Annotated in this window: 16 protein-coding genes; 3 read left to right on the top strand and 13 right to left on the bottom strand. The window is 60.7% G+C overall.

Features of this window, described 5'->3' with window-relative positions:
- Positions 1-54 precede the first annotated feature (54 nt).
- From ABR989_RS00080 to ABR989_RS00065, 4 genes are all read right to left on the bottom strand, one after another.
- Complete coding sequence (locus tag ABR989_RS00080) at positions 55-369, bottom strand: Hpt domain-containing protein (protein WP_428124932.1); 315 nt, start codon at positions 367-369, stop codon at positions 55-57.
- Entirely contained in the window at positions 354-3818 is a 3465-nt protein-coding gene (locus ABR989_RS00075) for a PAS domain S-box protein (RefSeq protein ID WP_428124931.1), read from the bottom strand. The genes ABR989_RS00080 and ABR989_RS00075 overlap by 16 nt, the downstream gene beginning before the upstream one ends.
- Positions 3819-4215: 397 nt before the next feature.
- Positions 4216-5841, bottom strand: coding sequence for a hypothetical protein (locus ABR989_RS00070; RefSeq protein ID WP_428124929.1), 1626 nt, complete (start codon positions 5839-5841; stop codon positions 4216-4218).
- Positions 5759-6730, bottom strand: coding sequence for a phosphatase PAP2 family protein (locus ABR989_RS00065; RefSeq protein WP_428124928.1), 972 nt, complete (start codon positions 6728-6730; stop codon positions 5759-5761). The genes ABR989_RS00070 and ABR989_RS00065 overlap by 83 nt, the downstream gene beginning before the upstream one ends.
- 258 nt (positions 6731-6988) lie before the next feature.
- On the opposite strand from ABR989_RS00065, the gene thiO reads away from it, so the two are divergent.
- Entirely contained in the window at positions 6989-8131 is a 1143-nt protein-coding gene (gene thiO / locus ABR989_RS00060) for a glycine oxidase ThiO (RefSeq protein ID WP_428124926.1), read from the top strand.
- Positions 8132-8224: 93 nt separating this feature from the next.
- Here thiO and ABR989_RS00055 read toward each other — a convergent pair whose 3' ends face one another.
- From ABR989_RS00055 to ABR989_RS00035, 5 genes are read right to left on the bottom strand one after another with little or no spacing between them, the layout of a single operon-like run.
- A complete protein-coding gene (locus ABR989_RS00055; RefSeq protein ID WP_428124925.1) occupies positions 8225-8956 on the bottom strand; it encodes an alpha/beta fold hydrolase in 732 nt (243 codons plus the stop codon).
- A 55-nt stretch (positions 8957-9011) separates the two neighbouring features.
- Positions 9012-10226, bottom strand: coding sequence for an efflux RND transporter periplasmic adaptor subunit (locus tag ABR989_RS00050; RefSeq protein WP_428124924.1), 1215 nt, complete (start codon positions 10224-10226; stop codon positions 9012-9014).
- Positions 10227-10228: 2 nt separating this feature from the next.
- On the bottom strand, positions 10229-11392 hold the full coding sequence (locus tag ABR989_RS00045; protein WP_428124923.1) for an ABC transporter permease: 1164 nt from the start codon (positions 11390-11392) through the stop codon (positions 10229-10231).
- A 1-nt stretch (position 11393) separates the two neighbouring features.
- Complete coding sequence (locus ABR989_RS00040; RefSeq protein ID WP_428124922.1) at positions 11394-12533, bottom strand: ABC transporter permease; 1140 nt, start codon at positions 12531-12533, stop codon at positions 11394-11396.
- Between the two features lie 13 nt (positions 12534-12546).
- Positions 12547-13275 carry an ABC transporter ATP-binding protein gene (locus ABR989_RS00035; protein WP_428124921.1) on the bottom strand — a complete coding sequence of 243 codons (729 nt, stop codon included), beginning with the start codon at positions 13273-13275 and terminating at the stop codon, positions 12547-12549.
- Positions 13276-13701: 426 nt separating this feature from the next.
- Between ABR989_RS00035 and ABR989_RS00030 the strand changes: the two genes are divergently transcribed.
- Positions 13702-15267 (top strand): alpha/beta hydrolase, encoded by a 1566-nt coding sequence (locus ABR989_RS00030; protein WP_428124919.1) that lies wholly within the window; start codon positions 13702-13704, stop codon positions 15265-15267.
- A gap of 209 nt (positions 15268-15476) precedes the next feature.
- On the opposite strand, the gene ABR989_RS00025 is transcribed toward ABR989_RS00030, so the two are convergent.
- The 4 genes from ABR989_RS00025 to ABR989_RS00010 all read right to left on the bottom strand — a co-directional run bounded on the left by ABR989_RS00025 (position 15477) and on the right by ABR989_RS00010 (position 18259).
- Positions 15477-15758 carry a hypothetical protein gene (locus ABR989_RS00025; protein ID WP_428124917.1) on the bottom strand — a complete coding sequence of 94 codons (282 nt, stop codon included), beginning with the start codon at positions 15756-15758 and terminating at the stop codon, positions 15477-15479.
- A 29-nt stretch (positions 15759-15787) separates the two neighbouring features.
- Positions 15788-16648 (bottom strand): hypothetical protein, encoded by an 861-nt coding sequence (locus ABR989_RS00020; protein WP_428124916.1) that lies wholly within the window; start codon positions 16646-16648, stop codon positions 15788-15790.
- 129 nt (positions 16649-16777) lie between these two features.
- Positions 16778-17845, bottom strand: a complete 1068-nt coding sequence (locus ABR989_RS00015) for a SphA family protein (protein ID WP_428124915.1) — start codon at positions 17843-17845, stop codon at positions 16778-16780.
- 237 nt (positions 17846-18082) lie between these two features.
- The gene (locus ABR989_RS00010) at positions 18083-18259 is read right to left on the bottom strand and encodes a hypothetical protein (RefSeq protein ID WP_428125288.1); all 177 of its coding nucleotides are present in this window, start codon (positions 18257-18259) and stop codon (positions 18083-18085) included.
- Here ABR989_RS00010 and ABR989_RS00005 point away from each other — a divergent pair.
- The gene (locus tag ABR989_RS00005; protein ID WP_428125281.1) at positions 18195-19268 is read left to right on the top strand and encodes a linear amide C-N hydrolase; all 1074 of its coding nucleotides are present in this window, start codon (positions 18195-18197) and stop codon (positions 19266-19268) included. The genes ABR989_RS00010 and ABR989_RS00005 overlap by 65 nt on opposite strands.
- Positions 19269-19391: the final 123 nt, after the last annotated feature.

The following is a 19391-nucleotide window of genomic DNA, read 5'->3' as shown; positions in this document are numbered from 1 at the left end:
TCCTCTTAGCCGTGGCAGTTGGAGCGAAAGCTCGCCGCCAATGATGCCGTTGCGCTAATCCTTGGACGGCTGGAACACTATCTCGAGACCATCCATGTAGTTGAGCAGCTGACGCGCGAGCGTCGCCACTGCGCCATCGTCGCGCATCGCGGCGGCATGCTCGAGCGAGCGGCCCATCTCCGTCATCGTTTCGAATCCGTAGCTGCCGCCTTCGCCCTTGATCCGATGCGCGATGCGGCTGATCTCCGCGTAGTCGCGGCGCGCAATCGCGTCGAAAATCGTTATGACATCGGCGCGCTTGTGCGTCAGGAACCCCGGGATCAGGTCGCTCAGATCCTCGTCCACTTCCACTATTACTCGGTCGGGCATGTTTCCTCCTTGAGATTGGCAAGGTCCGCCCGCTTGTCGTCCGACGGGTCCCCTTCTATCGCGTTGCGAATCGCATCGAGCAGCGTCGATTTCTTGACCGGCTTGGTTACGTGCGCGTCGCACCCCGCCGCCTTTGTGCGATGCACTGCTTCTTCCAGCGCCGACGCCGTCAGGGCCACGATGGGAGTGCGGTGGCGATGGTTGGCCCGCTCCCAGCCGCGAATGAAGGTGGTAGCTTCGTAGCCGTCAACGATCGGCATCTGGATGTCCATCAGCACCAGATCGAACTTCCCCGCGATGAATTTGTCGATCGCCTGCCGGCCATTTTCGGCGTCTTCGAGACGGTAGGGGGTTTTCTTCAGATACGCCCGGATCAAAGCGCGGTTATCGTGCGAATCGTCGGCCATGAGAATTTGCAGCGGCCGATCGAGCATTGGCGGAGAGGTTGATACCGGCGCGATTGCCGGCGCCGCGAACCGGTCGCCGCGCGATTCGAGGTGCGCTTCCTCGCACGCTCGCGCGACGGCTGCGAACAACTCAGCGCGCCGCACCGGTTTGACAATATAGTTGTTGACCCCGATCGCACGCAGGCGCACCAGCTTGCCGGTCAAGTCGTTGGTGGCGACCATCATCACGATCTGCGGCGGCGCGGGCGCGCCGGTCATGGGGTGTTTTGCGAGGTAGAATCCGCCCGGCACAGGCATCGTGCTGTCGAGCAGCATGATCTGGAAGCACGACCCGGGCGAAGCGCGGCTGCGAAGTTCGTCCAGCGCCTCGGTGCCCGACGACGCCTGGGTCAGATCCGCTCCTTGCGCTGTGAGCAGGTCGGAGAGAATCGATCGGCTGTCGGGGTTGTCATCGACCAGCAGAATTCTTACGCCGGCGAACGCCGGTTCCCGCGGCCCCGACGGCGCCGTCCTGGCGCTGGCCGTCCCGAATTGCGCGGTGAATGAAAACGCGCTGCCGATTCCAGGTTCGCTCGTTACCGCAACCTTGCCGTTCATCAGCGCGACCAGTCGCGAGACGATTGCCAATCCGAGACCACTGCCGCCGTATTTGCGCGAGGTCGAAGAGTCGGCCTGGCTGAATGCATGGAACAGCAGGTGGAGGCTGTCGGCGGGAATTCCGATTCCGGTATCGGTGACCGTGAACTTGAGCCCGCCGGCGGTGGTGGAGTCCGGGTCGGGCTCGACCGACACCAGCACCTGTCCGCGCTGGGTGAATTTGATCGCGTTGCCGACCAGGTTGATCAGGATCTGGCCGAGTCTCAATGGATCGCCGAGCGCGAGCTCGGGGACCTGCGGCGCAAAGCGGACCATCAGCTCGAGGCCTTTTTCATGGGCGCGAATCGCCAGCGTCTCGAGGACCTTCTCGGTCACGTCTTTGGGATCGAATTCGACCGCCTCGAGGCTGATCCGGCCGCTCTCGACCCTGGCTAGGTCAAGGATGCTGTTGATCAGTTCGAGCAGTGCGTGGCCATTGCTGATGACAGTGCTCAAATATCTTCGCTGCTCGTCGCCGAGCTCCGTTTCCATCAGCAGATCGGCCATCCCGAGGATCGAGTTCATCGGGGTGCGAATCTCGTGCGACATGCTCGAGAGGAACTCCGACTTGGCGCGCGATGAGGCCAGCGCCGCCTCGCGCGCTGCGACCAGTTCGCGCTGCGTCATCTTGAGGTCGGATATTTCGCGCGAAATAGTCAAGCAGCAGTGCTGTCCATGCAGCTCCAGATTCACCGCCGAAATGAGCATCGGCAACTCCGAACCGTCCTTGTGACGGATCGTCACCTCGAGGTTCCGGACTTCGTCGGTCCTAAAAAGTTGATCGGTGAAGGCAATCATTTCGTCCGGATGGATCCACTGGTTGAGTTCGGTGAAATGATGGCCGATGGTCTCTTCGCGCGAAAACCCGGTTGCCCGGGTGAACTCCTGGTTGACATCGATATATTTTCCATCGACTCCGGTCAGCGCCATGCTGTCCAGGTTCGCGTCGAAAAGTTTGCGTAAGGTCTCCTCGTTGGCGCTGAGCGCCTTTACCTGCCGTGACAATTTCTCGCGCGCCGCCATCAGGTCGCGCTCGTTGCGCTTGCGCTCGGTGATGTCGCGAATCATTTTGACCATGCAGTCTTCGCCATCGAGTTCGACACGCACGGCGGACAGCAGCGCCGGCATCAGACCGCCATCGGGCTTCAGGAAATCGACCTCCATGTTGCGCACGACGCCGTCGGCCATGATGCGATCGTGAAGCTCCTGACGCTGTTCGGCGTTGGCCCAGATCTGACGGCGGCCATTGCGGGAATCGTCGGGATTCTGGCGCAGGTCGCCGATCTGCTCGAACTGCTGGTTGAAATCGATGAAGCTGCCGTCCGACAGCCTGGTAACGACGATGATGTCCAGGGTGGCGTCGAAGATCTTGCGCAGTGCGGCGTGGCTGGCGCGCAGGCTGGTCTCGACGCGCTTTATCTCCGTGATGTCCCGGAGCATCGAAATCACGCACGGCTCACCATTGACTTCGACCACCGAGGCCGAGATCAGCTGCGTCTCGTCGACGGAGCCATCTTTGCGGCGCTGGGTTATTTCCATGTTCTTGACGCGCCCGGTTCGCCGAATGCTCTCGAGGAACTCCGCTATCTCTTCTTTGTGCCGCCACGCCCCAAGGGCGATCACGTTGGTCCCCATCACGTCGTCGCGGGTGTAACCGCCGACCCGGTAATTGTCGTTGACGGCAATGAAACGTCCGTCGGAAAGGCTGTTGATCGCGATGTTGTCCGGCGCCGCTTCGAATACCTTGCGCAGCATCGCCTCGCTTGCCTGCAGCTGCTCGTGATCGCGTTCCAGAGCGGATGCGGTTTGCGCGCGCAGGTCCATCTCGCGCCTGAGCAAACGATCGTTCTCGGCCAGGGCCGCCAATTGCTCGGCCAGTTTCCGGCGATAGCGGGTAGCAAGGACCGCACTCAGTTGGGATAAAAGCGCCGCGCTGAGCAGCATTATCCAGGCGATCGCGAGGCGCGAATTCGGATCCGCGGTTTGCATCGAGTACTCCAGCAACGCCAGCGCTCCGCTAACATTGAATGCCGCCTGCCAGCGCGGGTTCCATGGAACGAACACACCTGAGGCCAGGAAAGACAGCAGAATCGACGCGACCAGTACGTCGCCGTCGCTATTGATCGCTCCAATCCACGCCGTGATCGCCAGAATCGACGCGCAGATTGCCAGCGCGATCGCGCGCCAGTTCCGCATCGCACGCGGGGAGAGCGTTGCCATGATCGCGACCAGGCCCAGCGTAATGGTTGCGATATGAAGCGGAAGAGTCCGCGCGAAGGTCTGCGGATACTCCGCGCCGTCAAGCACCGTGTATCCGATCTGAAAAGCTATGATCGCCAATGAGCTCGCGCGCAATATCGACGACACCCACTCGAAATTGTCATCGTCGCCCATGACGAACGTCATCGCTTTGTCAGAGCCGCCCGCCGGGTCCCGTCGAATGCCGTCGGTTATGGGGGGAAATGCGTCACGCGTGGCCGACGCAGCCGTACCGTTGGCTAAGTGGCGCGGGTCAGCAATCCCTAAGCCGTCGACGGACGGATCGATCCGATGGTCCATACCTCAATAGCAAGTCCAATGCCCCGCGCGGAGCACGTCAACGACTTGCTATCGCAGCCTGACGTTGGCTTCAGTCGCTGAATTTTTACGCAGTCGCGGCGAGTGTCCCAAAATGCGTTGCTCGTGCCGAAATGCCATTAGTCGGCCGGCGCTGTCTCAAAATGCATGACTTGGCGTGTTGCTGAACCGGATGTAGCGCAGGTCCTGAGTCTGGCGATTTTTTATTCCGCCGCCGACGGAAAGCTCAAGGAAAATAGGTGTCGGCAACCTTACGGCCGGTGGGCGCTTCGACGGGCAAGGCGGCTCGCGCGAAAAGCGCCGCGGTCGCATCGCTATAGATCAATTGCCAGCGTCCGTCCTTCCTGACGACTTCGTAGCCCTTGGTGTGCGGGCCGATGAGCACGAAGTTGTGGGGAAACGCGTCGAGCACACCATCGGCGCCCTCCAGCCCGTAGAAAAAGACTGCGTACTGGCGGATCAGCCTGTCCGGGTAGACCAGCTCGCAGCGTCCATCGATAAAGACCCGGCTGTCATTACCCACGTGCCAGGCCAGATATTCGCCCCATTCGAACTGGTTAAGGATGTTGCCGTGAAGGCCATGCCGTTCCATGAATGCGACCGCACCGGTAGGCACGGGCTTCCAGGTTTTGAGTCGGTTGGAGAAAGTTCCACCCGCCAGCGCCACCAAGAGCGCCGAAATCGCCAGCAGCGCCGTCGTCGGTTCGTTACCGAGAGTCGGTTGCGGCGGGTCGGCATATTCCAAGCGGTCACCAACCTTGATTGCTGGTGTGGGTTCCAATGCCAAGGTGGCATGGCGCGCCAGCGGAATCGCGAGCGCGATCACCGCCAGCGCCACGTTACGTGAGGCATAGAGGGCGCTCCCGATGAAGATTGTCGCGACCGCGAGCAAGGCCGCGTCCCCGAGGTCGGGAGCCATCGCAACTGCCGCGATAAAACTGGCAAACAGCAGGAGCGGGGCAACATACTGAAGCAGCTCCGGCTTGGATTCGCGCCACATGGATAGCAGCGTTTCCGGCAACGGGACCCAGTCCGCGACTATCTGCCGAATCAGCGGATCGGAGACCGAATGCGCCACTCCCGTCCACAAGCCCGCTCCGAACGGATTGAGAATCGTCGCGCCCGCGCATCCAAGCGTGACCAATCCGAGCCTGCGCGCCGACGTCTTGCGGCCTGTGTCTCCACGGCCCTGGATAAACAAAACCGCAACCGCAATGATCATCGCGCCAAGTCCTATCGTGTAGCCGCCGTGAAGATTGGCCCATAGCGCGAACATCGGAATCAGCGGCCACAGTATTGCCCCGCCCCGGTAAACTTCGATCGCGATTAACGTCATCACCACGCTCAACATCATGAAGGTGAAGAGCTGAGGTCGAAATTGCATCTGAGTCGCCAGCGCAACGCCGGTAATAATCAGCGTCAGCCTTTGGATCCGGCTCGACGCGTGCGTCGCGGAGATCCCGATCGCCAATGCCAGTATCGTGATGCTCGCGCACAGCAGTTTCAGGAGCTTGGGGCCGAATACGCCGAGATGCGCGTAACTGACGGCCAGTGCCAACTGCGCCAGCCATTCGTGATTGTGCCATGGCATTCCCGCCGCAGTGTAGGAGTAGGTATCGAACCGTGGAATATGGCCGGTGCGGAGGATCGCCTGACCGGTCAGAATGTGCATCCACAGGTCCGGATCGGCGAAGTTGTCAGCTGTCGCGAGTGCGATCGAAAGCACCACCGTCCATCGCGACGCCGAAAGTAGCGAGTAGCGCGGCAGCTCAAACTCCTTGGGGTCGCGCGAGACTCCGCGGTCGCATCGCCGCTTGTCCGATCGCGATAAAGACAGCTGCAATCGCGCCACCGGCTATCATGTCAACTAAGTAATGATGCCCTGCGAATGGAATAGCTACTAGCATTAGTGCATTCAGAATTCCCACCGGCACGAAGCTTCGCAACGGTGGACGATGAACATACACCAGCAGAACAGCCATAACGGTATGGACTGATGGAAACGCTACGATCCCGGTCACGTCAGCCAGTGTGAATTTCGATAAAGTACCGTTGCGTATCGTCACCAGGACCGCCGACCACGCCGGCATAACGCCTTTCGTGTAAGGACCAAGGGCCGGAAAGGGACCTGACAGGGACACAGAAATCAGCACCGACAACATTCCTATCCACAGCAGCTCCCGATTTCGGTCGGTGCGGTTGATCAACGCAAAAAAGGCAATCGACGCGAAGATCTGGACCATCATACTGTTGTAGGCATGTCCAAATACGTATCGGACCGTCCAATTCGATGTGATCAAATCAAAGCCCGCGCTCCAGTTAAATCCAAGCGCCGCGTCCATCCGCGCAAACCGGAGATCCCACATCGGCATTCGAAGAGTCGCCACTACGTAACTATAAATGGCAAGCGCTACCGCGAACGCTATCCACAGCGCGCTATACTGCGCCGCCTCAGACACCGGCCGCGCGCGTCCTGTGTAATCGAAAAAGAAGCCCAACGCCGCGATCATCGCGACCCCCCGCACCGCCGGGCTGATTCCATCAATCTCGAACCCCGCGCGCCGGGCCCATACCCAGTCGATCGCGACAAGGATCAAGATCGCTGCCCACGCTCTTAGTATGTAGTCAGGGTCGTCGAGAAATTTCCTCAACGCGCGCGCGCTCGCGCCGGGCGGATTGTGCGGGGATTGCGGCGGCGCCTCTGAATATTCGGAAACCGGTGCTGGCGAATCAGTGTTCATCTTGTCCAATGAGTCCGTGCCTCAGCTCAAGTACTTCGCCACTGACAGTGCCAATGGGCCGACACCTACTATGCCAGAATCGTCCGGGCTAAAAAGCATGGACTTTGACCTCCGGCGATTTCGAAGGATACCAATTAGCTGCCGGATTGCATCGACGCAACAAACTCTGCTCGCGCACCCGCGCGCTTTCACCGTCCCCGTGGCGCCGGTAATCTAGTCGTCGGCAGGGTCTCAGTGAAAAAGTGAAAAAGTGAAAAAGTGAAAGCTCTCGTAATCGGCGGCGGCATAATCGGAAGCTCGGTGGCGTGGCGGCTCGCCTCCGGCGGCGTCCAGGTCTCCGTCTTCGAGCGCGGCCGTCTCGGCCTTGAAGCTTCGTGGGCGGCGGCTGGACTCATCAGCCCGCAGGCCGAGGCGTACGAACCCGGCGTGTTCTTCGATCTTGCTCTCGCAGGCAAGAAATCCTTCGACGCCATCGTCGAACGGCTCATCGCCGAGAGCGGCGTCGATCCCGAGTACGACCGTCACGGCGTGCTCTACGTCGCCTTCGACGACGCGGCGCGCGCGGAGCTGCAATCGCGGGCGCGATGGCAACGCGCGGCCGGTGGCGACGTCGAGGAATTATCCCCGCGCGAGGCGTTCAAGCTCGCGCCCGTGCTGTCGGAAAAAATCATCTTCGCGCTCCACATGCCGAACAATCGGCGCGTCGAGAATCGCAAACTCACCCTTGCCTATATCAACGCCGCCACGCACGCCGGCGCCGATTTCCGCGAAGGCGCCCGCGTCGATTCGATCGCCACTACCGCCGCGCGCGCCACCGGCCTTCGCCTCGCCGACGGATCGCTCGAGACCGGCGATGTCATCATCAACGCCGCCGGCTCATGGGCCGGCGACATCCGCGGCCTCGAAGACGATCGAATCCGCTTCTACCCGGTGCGCGGCCAGATTCTATGCTTCGACGCGCGGCCGGGCCTGGTGGTGCCTTCGCTGTTCTCGGGCGGCGCAATATTGGTGCCGCGGCGTGACGGGCGGCTGCTCGCCGGCTCGGTCTTCGAGGATGCGGGCTTCAACAAGTCCGTCACGCTCGATGGGATGGAACGGATTCTGCGCGCAGTGCGTGCGATGGTCCCTTCGATCGCTTCGATTCCCTTTCGCGAAGCATGGGCTGGACTTCGCCCCGCCACCGACGACTTGTTGCCGGTGCTCGGCCCATCGCCGACGGTCGCCGGCGTGTTCTACGCCGCCGGACATTTCCGCAGCGGCATTCTGCTCTCCGCGCTCACCGGCGAAGTGATCGCCGACCTGGTCAAGGGCCGGATGCCCGCCATTGATCTCGCGCCCTTTTCGCCCGCCCGCTTTCGCGACGGCGCCGCCCGCCCGGTCAAACTCGCCGACATGAGATGAGCGCCCCGATCATGCGCGATATGACCGCCCAACGACATCGATTGCTGGGAAATTGATCATACCTGCCGCTCGCTCAGAGTGAGGGCGCCTGGCTCAATCGCCGCTCGCCAGCTCGTGCAGCGCCCGCGCGCATTCCACAGGATGCGTGAACATCACTTCATGCCCGCTCTTCACGAACTTGAGCGTTGGATTCCTGAGCCGGCTGGAAAAGTGCGGATGCCAGTTGGGTGCGCCCGCGACCGGCGTCTGGTCGTCTTCGCAAATGATATAGCTGCTGGGAATTCCGGTGGCGAAGTAGGGCGCCATCGGCACTGGCGCGAGCAGCGGCGCCAGCGGCTGCGGGCCTAGCGCCGAAAAAACATATTCCTTCAAGGCCGGTGCCATGTCGTTGGTAAGCCCGTCGATAAATTCCGGGCCAATCATCTCGATTGTAATCGATCGCTCCGGCAACGAATCGATCGCCGCCGCCAGCGGCGACGCCGACGGATCCATGATTGGCTGCCCGTCGAGCGCCACCATCGCCGTGATCCACACCACGCGCTTGATCCGCCCGGGAATCTTGGCCGCGACGCCGGATATTGTGATCCCGCCGAGACTGTGTCCCGCCAGCACCACGTTTTTCAGATCGTGCCGCTCGATAAACTCCGCGACGCTGTTGACGTAGCTGTCGAGCGTCACCTTCGCGCGATCGGCGCGGTTCATGCCATGCCCCGGGAGATCGACTGCGTAGGCTCTGTCGCCCAACCGCTCGAGTTGATTGATCACCGCGGCCCAGCACCATCCGCCATGCCACGCGCCATGCACCAGTACAAACGTCTCCGCCATCTTCTCAACTCGATTGTTCACCTTCCATCGAGGGAAGGGGTTAGGGGTTAGGTTATTACGATGCCACCGGCGTGACGGCCTGTCCTTCCTTGAGCGTCGCCGGCGGTACCACTATCACCATCTCGCCGCCGCTCAATCCCTGCCTGACCTCGACGCCTTCCTGGAACTCGCGCCCGAGCACGACCGGCGTCAGATGCGCCGTGGCGCCGCGCACGACCCACACCGAACTGGCGCTGCCCTCAGTGACGATCGCCTTCTTCGGCACCAGCGCCATCGGCGCCGCCGCTGTCGCTGTCTGCGTCATAATCGATTGGAACGTAACCTTGGCGCTCATTTCCGGCTTGATAATCTTCAAATCAGGCTGAAGGATTCTGACTTCGACTTTCACGGTGCCCTTCTGGCGGTCGGCCTCCGGATAAATCTTCACGACCTGCGCCGCAAACGGATTGTCGGGGTACGCGTCCGGGATCACCGTCGCCGGCGTTCCCATCTTCACCTTCGCGATATCGCCTTCGTTGATATCGACTTCGCAGCGCAGATCGCTCAGGTCTGCAAGCTGCACGATATCGGTGGCGCCGCCGCCGGCCTGGATTTCGCCGCCGAAGTTAATCGTGTCGCCGAGTTCGCGATACTTCTGCAGCACCACGCCGTTGATTGGCGCCGTGATCACGGTCTGGCTCACGTTGAACCTTGCGAAATCGATCGCGCCGTCCGCCTTCTTGAGCTCCGCCTCCGCCACCGAGAGCTGATTCTCCGCGTCCTCGAGCGAGTCCTTCGATTGCACGCCTTGCTTGTAGAGTTCCCGCAGGCGCTGCGCGCGCGCCTTCCTCAGCACGACGTTGGCCGCCGCCAGATCGCGATCTGCGTAGGCCTGCTTCAGTTGCGCCTGGTAGTCGCGATCGTCGATCCGCGCCAGCAGGTCGCCGACCTTGACGCGCTGCCCTTCCTCGATCGGCTCGGCGACTATCTGGCCGAGAATCTTGGTGCCGATCACGATGTACTTGTGTTGCGTCACGATATAGCCGCTGCCGGTCAGCACGGTGCCGGCCTGTCCCGCCTGTTTCACCGTGACGATCGCGGTTTGCACTTCGGGCGGACGGCCAATCGTCCGCTGATAGACGAAAAATCCCGCCGCGCCGGCCACCGCGAGAATCGCGAGCACGATCGCAGCCGGGATGATTCTGCTCGGCTTCTTCGGCTCGGCCGCGCGCGCAATCCGCAGCGACTCGAGCTCGCGGATATTGGGTCCCCTGGGTGATTCGGTGGACAAGGTCAGATGCTCCTGAGCGCATCGACGATCGACATTTTCATCGCCTGTCGCGCCGGCAGCCAGCCGCCGACCACGCCCATCACGGCGGCGAAGATCAGCGCCTCGATCACTATTGCAAAAGTGACGTGGAAGCTGAACGCCAGGGTCGAGAACGTGACAAAGTTGCCAAACGTCGAAGTCAACCCGTTTATCGGCATCGCCAGCACGATGCCAATCGCGCCCGCCGTCACCGCCAGCACCAGAGACTCGAGCAGGAACGACGTCATCACCGCGATCGGCGCGAAGCCGAGCGCACGCAGCGTGCCGATTTCGGTGGTCCGCGACGAGACCGCCGCGTACATCGTGTTCATCGCGCCAAAGATTGCGCCGACCGCCATGATTACCGCGACGATCATCCCGAGCACCCGCATCTGGTTGGCGACCACCGCCTGGTCCTTGTAGTAGTCCGCCTCGGTCTCGGCCTGCAGATTGATTCGCGGATCGTCCGCCAGCCGCCGAATCAGCGCATCCGCGTCCGCCCCGGCCGCAAGTTTGAGGCGCACGTCGGCGTAATACGCGCCGCGCTGCGCGTCGTCCTGCACATTATGGATATCGCCCCACACCTCCGACTCGAACGAGCCGCCTTCGGCCGTCATTATCCCGACCACCTTCCAGTTGCCGCGCCCGAAGCGAAGGGTGGAACCGAGCGTCATGTTCTCGTAATGCCCCATCAGGCCCTTGCCGACGATCACTTCGTTGACCGACGGATTGAACATCCGGCCCTCGACGATCTTCACCTTGGGATGAACTTTGAGCGCGATCGGCAGAACTCCGCGCACCACGATATTGTCGCGCCCGCCGCCGGTGCGTTCCATCAGCGCCTGCACCGGCAGTTCCGGCGATGCGTCTGCCTCGCCGTCGGGCTCGCGCCGAATCTGCGGCAGGAACTTCATCGCGTCGAACTGATCGAGCTGGATGGCGGAATAGGTCTCGGTAGTCGCGCCTTTGCGCAGCACGATTACGTTGTCCGGGTCGCCGGTGTCGGAAATCGCCGAGTTGAGTCCCGCCACCAGCGCCATCACGATCACGAACACCGCCACCACCAGCGCAATTCCACCGCCCGTCATCGCGGTCGAGACGCGCCGCACCAGCAGCGAACGCACGTTGTACTTCAGCGGAATAGCCATCTCAGGCAACCGTCCTTAGCGCATCAACGATATTGCGCCGCGCCGCCGAGCGGGCCGGCACGAGTGCGCTGAACAGTCCTATTAGTGCGGCCACGACCAGGGTCTCGGCCAGAATCGCCGGCTGCATGCGGATCGTGCTGAGCGGGCCCGTGCCACTGCCGACCGAAAACACTTTCAGCACGATATACGCCGCGCCGCATCCGATAATCCCGCCGGCCAGGCCTATCAGGATCGACTCGGCCAGCAGCATCGACAAAATCGTGCGCGACGGAAACCCGATCGAGCGCATCACTGCAATCTCGCCGCGCCGCTCGCGAATCGACATCGCCGCCGTGTTGGCCGCCACCAGTCCTATCATCAGCACCACGATAAATCCCAGCACCTCCGCCATCCTGAAAAACGTGCGGTACTGGTCCAGGAAGCTGCCGATAAACGCCGCCTCCGACTCCGACGATGTCTCCGCCGACGAGTTGGCGAAGCCTTCATCGATCGCCGCTATTACCTGCGGCATATTCTCCGGCTTATCGACCTTGACCCAAATGAGATCGACCCAACCGGGCCGCCCGGCCGCCTCTTCCAGGTAGTCGCGCCGAAAGAGCAGGTAATTGGGCGGCGCCTTGCCGCCGGTCGTGCCCACAATATTCAGCGTCACGTTGAACGGGTAGAGCGTCCCGCGCAGCTGGATCTGCTGCCCGATGTGCAGATGGAAGCGCTTCATCGTGTCGGCGCCGACCAGGCACGCGGTGCGGATTTTCTTGAACTGCTCGAACTGCTCCTTGCTGATTCCATAGTCGGGCCACATCAGATCGACCTGCTCGGGATCGACCGCCAGGTTCGGAAACTGATCCGACACTTCATGGTACACGCCGCCGAACCAGCTCTCCGGCGCCACCACCTCGACGTGCGGTATCACCACGATTCGCTGCTTGTAGGCGATTGGAATCGCGTAGGCCAGCCCGGCCTTATTATGCGTCGCGATCCGGGTGGCCGACGCCGTGTCGCCGAGGATCTGGTTGGCCGCGGTCGGGATGCTGACCAGCGCCGAGAAGATGAACAGCGAGACCGCGATCGACAGCACGGTCAGAATAGTGCGGCGCTTGCTGCGCACCAGATTTTTTAACACCAGCCCCGTGTACTTCATGCTAACTCACGCGTTACGCATTCGCCGCCGCTTCCGGCGTCGCGCCGCGCTTGCCCGGCTCGACGCCCGCGAGCACGCCCTTGTCGAGCCGATAGACGGTATCGACGTAACGCTCGGCGCGGGGGTCGTGCGTGACCATCACGATCGTTTTCTGGAATTGGCGATTCATATCGACCAGCAAGCCCAGGATTTCCTCGGCCGACTTTGCGTCGAGGTCGCCGGTCGGCTCGTCGGCGACGATGATCGTGGGATCGGCGACGATCGCGCGCGCAATCGCGACGCGCTGCTCCTGCCCGCCCGACAACTGGCGCGGATAATGGTCCATCCTGTCGGCCAGTCCCACCACCCTGAGCGCCGTCTCGACATGCTCGCGCCGCTCGGCCTTGCTAAGATGCGTCAGCAGTAGCGGCAATTCGACGTTCTCGAACGCCGTCAGCACCGGAATCAGGTTGTAAAACTGGAACACCAGCCCGATATGGTGTGCGCGCCAGCCCGCCAGCTCGCGCTCCTTCATGCGGGTGATCTCGTCGCCGCCGACCGCCACTCGTCCGGTAGTCGCGTGATCGATTCCCGCGATCAGGTTGAGCATCGTGGTCTTGCCCGATCCCGACGGCCCCATGATCGCCACGAAGCGTCCGGCCGGGATCTGCACGGTCACGTCGTCGAGCGCGCGGACCTCGAACTCGTCGCGCTTGTAGATTCGGGTCACGTGCTCGAAGTCAATTGCGTACTTTTCTTCCATTTCGTTCCGCCTTTTGAACCCGATGCCGGTTCACTTTGCGCGCGCAGCGGTGCGGGCCGCGGCAATGCGGGATGGTTTGAGCCGCGATCTCGCGCGCCGTTTCATTTGTATTTCACGCTTCGGTTGCGAACAAAGCCTTGCCAGCACATGAGCCTTGGCGTCGATGATAGCGCGCCCCACCTCGGCCCATGGATAAGCATCAAGCCTGATGGTAGGTCGGGGCGTACTCGTTGGCAACGCAGCGATCAGCTTGCAAGCGGTCTGGAACTGGACCTTGACCGACCAGTAAAGGGACGTATTGGTCAAGGAAGTCGAGAAGCGTCGCGCGGGAGCCGATCGCGCGGCGTGATCGACCCATGCGTGCCCGTCTGGTACATCGTAATGCAAATCGCGGATGTCAGCTGAGAGGAGCGCGGCGAATTCACAATGAAAATTTCCCGTATCATCGCAATTGGTCTCGCGGTCGTATTCATTCTGGCGATCGCGCGGCTGGCGCGGCTGGAAAATCGCGGTCCGTCGCACGTATCCATCATGTTGCCAGGGCAGGAGCCGGCGACGATGTACATGCCCGGACCGGCGCGTCAGTTCTACATGCAACTCCCCAAACCGGCGGCCGAGCGACCACCGGCGGTCGTGCTGATTCACGGCTTCATGGCGGATCGCAAGCTGATGAGCGTGCTTGCGCGACGGCTCGCGGAGAACGGGTACGCGGTGCTGGCGATCGACGTTAACGGACACGGCGAGAATTCCAATCCTTTCGCTGGCGGCGTAGGCGACGTCGGCAGCCTGCGTGAGGACGTGAAGCAGGCGGTCGATTATCTTCGCAGCAGCCCGTTTGTCGATGGGTCGCGAATCGTCGTGATGGGGCATTCGATGGGCGCGGGCGCGGCGCTCGACTACGCCACGCACGATCCCAATCTCAAAGGCGCGGTGATGATCTCGGGCGGCTGGCAGCTCGGTCCGGAACGTCCGAAGAATGCGCTGTTCATTTTTGCCGAGCGCGATCCGGACATGATCCAGGACACGTCCCCTGCGCTGGCGTCGTATCTGGCGGGCGCGGCGCAAATCGAGCTGGGCAAGACCTACGGCGATTTCGCCCAGGGCAGCGCGGTCGAAGCGGTTCGAATGCCGGGGCTCGATCACATAACCATCGTCTATTCCGCGGCGGCCGCGACGACGATCGTGAAATGGCTCGATAGCACGTTTGGAACCACCAGAACCGGAGTGATCGAGGTTGCGGATGCGCGGATGGGGGCAGCGGGATTCGCGCTGTTGGTCTTTGTGATTCTGCTGGTGCCGATGGGCAGAGTCTGCGGCTCGATGGTGGCGAATTGGGCGGGCGAGCGGCCCGGACCGAGCGGATTGATCGGACTGCTGATCCTGGGCGGCGCGCTGATTGCAGCGATGCCGCTGGCGGAGTCAGACCCGGCGGCGTTTGTGCCGGTGGTGGTCGGCGATATCCAGATCTCATGGTTCGCGGTCGCAGGGTTGATCATGGTGGGCGTGCTCGCGCTGTCGCATACGCTGGATTGGTACCGCATCCGCGAGGGCGCCGGCGCCGCAATATTCGTCGCGGCGGGGGGGTTCGCTGTGGCTTACGTGTGCCAGGTGGCGATGACGGTGGCGTTCCATCACCTGTCGCTGTCGCCCGAACGGCTGATGGTCATGGCGATGGCGTGCGTGCTCCAGTTTCCGTTCTGGATGGGCTTCGAGTTGCTGGTGCGGCGCGGAGGAGCGGCGATTTCGACGGTTTGGGCCGCGCTCGGTCGCATCCTGATCGTGGTTTTGATGGTGGTGGGCGTGAGCCTGGGAATACTGCCGTTCTTCCTGATGCTGATCCTGCCGATCATCGCGCTGAATTTCGTGATGATCGAAGTATTCTCGGCGGCGGCCTACAGCGCGTCGCGCAATCTGACGCTGATCGCGATTTTCGAAACGCTATGGTTTGGGTGGCTGATCGCGGCGTCGAGCCCGATAACTTTCATGTTCTAGTTTTCGAGTAAATGGTGGATGACCGAGTCCGATGCGTACTGCTCTCCTGTCAACCTGTCAACCGGTTGACACCCATACGGCCGTTGACACTATGAGGCGGTTGACAAGCGGCGGTTGACGCCGGTGGTTGATGCGCGCGGCTCGCTTCTCGAAACGCTGTTATTTTGCGGACGAATGAGCCATCGTTGTCACTTCCAGTCTCTCTGAAATCATCGCTCACGGAGTTGGTTCGCGACCGATTGCCATTCCTGCGGCGGATAGGGGCGGAAGGCACCCGGCATCGCGCCCCATCCCGCGTAGCGGACGAGGATGGATTTTTCCGCTTCGGTTGCGTCGCGATTTTCTGTTTCGATCAGTTTGAGTGTGCGGATGGCGTCGATGTTGGTGAGGGCTTTTCCCCGGAGGCTGCCTTCGCCGATGTGGTGGGCTGAGATTATCCGGAAGTCGCGGGCGGGGGTTTCTTCTTTCTCGGTTTCGAGGCCGCGAACCATGGGCCCGGCCCCAGGGGGAGGAAACCGATTTACCAACCCTCGAGGATCTTTCTGTTAACCAGATCGGGGATGACAGGAGTGACCGAGAACTGGAGGTTCCATTTCTGGCCGAAGACGTCAGGACGAACCGGCATGTACTGAGGTTGAACCGCAAGTTTCACGGGGAGCGGACCGATTTTGATTACCTTGCTGACACTCAGGCCGATCGGGAACGTTACCTTGTTCGCGTTGTTCGTGTACCAATTGACCAGCATGTTCGGCGACGTGCCTATGCCCCAACCACCGCCCGGCAGATAGACGAAGAAGTATTGAAGGTTCATTTGGCTTATAGTCTGCGAGCCATTGCCGCCGACCGAAAACCACTGTTGCGGAAATACTCCCGCCAGCCACTTATCACCGAGGTAGCCGAATACGCCAGCCGGTCCCAGCTGCCACTTGTTCTGTCCCAGCCTCGAATTGCTCGCGGTAGGCAAGATAAAACTGGGACCTGCGCCCAGCAGCCAAGGGCCGGCAAGCTTCGGACTCGGCGAAAGCACCGACCCGACTATTGTGTCGCCAAAACCGGTGACGCGATGGAGATGGAGGCTCTCGTTCACATAGGGCGTGGAGTTGAACACCTGAAATACGGGCCGGGTGATCAGGTTCCAGTCATCGGTCAACGCCAGAGGCAGCACCGGCTGAAACTGCATATTTACAACGTTTCGATCCGGCTTATTCAGCCAGTAAGTGTTCTGCTGGAGTTGCAGCGCCCAGATGCTCGAAATCGGGTTAGACAGTTCTTTGTTGACCTCGTCGAGCGATTGGCTATCGGCAGCGTCCGCCGCCGCGGGAGATACAATCGTCAACGCGAGGGCGATACAAAAAAGTAACTGCACATATCTAAGCTTCATTCTGGCCATCCTTTTGCCGCTCGAGTATTTGCACACGATTGCCATCATTCGATTTGCTTGCTGGAGCATCATCGGGTTGTCTTGGGTTGCTTTCTTTTCAACATCCTATCGAGGGCGGGATTCATCGCCCTAACCAAAAGCAAGGGCGACGCTGAACATCAATTGCCGGCCCGACGGGGTGGCATGCGCGTCGAACTCTTCATAGTAGCGCAGCGAGAAGAGCCCGTACTTCGTCAGTAGATTGATTGAAGGGCCCGCCGAATAGACCTGTGCGCGCGTATCCTCCAGCGTCTTGATAACTGCGGCAGCGGTTTGGTTTTGGCTAGCGATATTTATCTGGTTGTTCGTTGTCTGCCACTGGGCGTAGCCTACCGCGCCCAAGATAAGCTGCTGGAAAATGCTGTTGTTCAAGTTGAGGGTCTTTCCCGCACCCCACTCGAACGGTACGACATCGCCGAGCGTATATTTTGCGCCCAATTGCGAAGCGTACAGCAGGTAGTGAGTATAAATGGAGAGCGACCAGGTTCGAGCGGCGTCGGCGTAGGCGATACCTCCAAGGCCAAAGGCGCCCGTCCAGTGGCCATAGCCAATGTTGAGCGCCGCTTTCGAGTTGTACGGTCCTGAAGGCGCGAAGAACCCCGAGGAGACGATGGCGTCCAGCTGGCGAAAGTGCCAGCCGAAATCTACCGGCTCCACGTAAATATCACCGATACTGCCCTTGGTTACCCCGGCGGAAGCTTGTAGCGACGGCGAGCTCCCGTGCAGACTCAGGACGGGTTCCAGGCTCGCAGCACCACTGGCATCAGCGATGGCAAACGGCACATCGACAAACAATCCATAGTTCGCGCCCAGGACCTTATAGGGCGAGGTCCAGCCAATAATGTTCTGGTCAACGAATTCGTCGAGACTGCCGCTGACATTAAGCTTGAGAGGCCCGTTACCCCCGGTCCCGAGCGGTGGTGCTGGTGACGCGAGTGATACGAAATTACTGCCTGAGGCGTGATAGTACGACCAGACGTTTGAATAGAAAATCCCTTCCGGCGCCTGCTGAGCACTCAACAAGCCGTCGGTTCCCATAAGCCAGTCGCCGTGCTGGGCGTGCGCCGGCTTCGCGAAAAGAATCAAAAACGCCAGGCAGCCTAAAGCTACGAGCACCGGTCTGAATCGCATCATTTTTTCTGCCGCAGGAATATTCACGATCCCCCAGATTCGGGTTGACGTGGCGAAGATACTCTTCTCATGTATGTCCGACAATAACACTGAGGCTGTTTCTCAAATAGTTCCCTTGATAACCAAAATGTCAGAGAAGGCAATCAGAGAGTTGTCGGGGCGGACGTGCTGGCGCATTCTTTTAGCGATTCGCGTCTGGCCTGGATCCAGAAAGGGAATTCTTCATGCTAGACGCCGAATCGTATCGTAAGGGCATCTTCAAAATCACCGCAGGTTGACTGAACCAAGCAACCGCAGAAAGGACGAACCAATGAAAATTACCGGCATCGGCGTCAAAGCATCCGCGCCCCGCAAGTTCCCCAGCGCTTCCGGAGCGATATTTCTCGCGATCCTCGCGTGTTCGCTCTTTTTCGCGAAGCCGGCGCCAGCCTGCACCAGCATCAGACTCAGAGCCAGCGACGGGAGCGTCGTGTACGCGCGCACGATGGAGTTCGCTATCGTTATGGATTCCGCCGTGATGATGGTGCCGCGCGGCTATGCGCGAACCGGTACCACACCGGAGGGCGAGAATGGGCTGAAGTGGACCTCCAAGTATGCATCGGTCGGCGTCAACAACGGTGGCGACATGCCGTTTTTGGTCGATGGCGTTAATGAGAAGGGATTGGCTATTGGCCTGCTCTATTTTCCCGGGACCGTCGGCTACATGAAGTACCACGCTGCCGAGGCCTCCAAGACCGTCGCACCCTGGGAGGTCGGTTCCTGGATTTTGGAAAATTTCGCGACGGTCGAAGAAGTCAAACAGGGCATGGGAAGCATCACAGTCCCGGCGGTCGTGGTCAAGCAGATGGACTTTGTGCCGCCGCTTCACTACGTGGTGAATGACGCCTCGGGCAAGAGCATCGCGATAGAATATGTGGAAGGAAAACTTCATGTCCACGACGACCCGCTGGGGGTGATGACCAACTCGCCATCCTTCGATTGGCAAATGACCAATCTGCGCAATTACGTAAACTTCTCAATAGTGAATGTTCCGCCGGTGAAAGTCGGCGGCATCACGCTGACCGGCTTCGGCCAAGGCACCGGGATGCTGGGGATGCCGGGCGACTTCACCCCGCCGTCGCGGTTTGTCCGAGCCGTGGCTTTCAGCGCGTCGGCGCTGCCGGCCAAGACCGGCGAAGAGGCGGTGCTCGAGGGGTTTCATATTATGAACAACTTCGACATTCCCAACGGCGTGTCCCGCCAGGGAAAGAAGGACGAGCACGGCAACATCGTCGCCGACTATACGGTTTGGACCAGCGCCGCCGATTTGAAGGCGAAGCGATACTACTTCCGGACTTACGAGAACAGCCAGATTCGTTCGGTGGACCTGATGAAAATGCCGCTCGATGCCAAGACCATCACGACCTTTTCCATGACAGCCCCGGAGGTCATCAAATCACTGAACCCCTAGGGAACCTCTGCATAAGTTGATCGATTGGTGTACAAAGGAACTGGTTGAGTGGCGGATGAGGAGGTGCGGTGATGGGTAATCAGCGGACGTTCGCTTCGGTGGCTTGGACGCAGAAAGGAAAGG

The sequence above is a fragment of the Binatus soli (SeqCode) genome, from assembly GCF_050015535.1.
Classification (GTDB): domain Bacteria; phylum Desulfobacterota; class Binatia; order Binatales; family Binataceae; genus Binatus; species Binatus soli.
The sequence above is the reverse complement of the archived record's forward strand: the minus strand, read 5'-3'. Positions and strand labels throughout refer to the sequence as shown.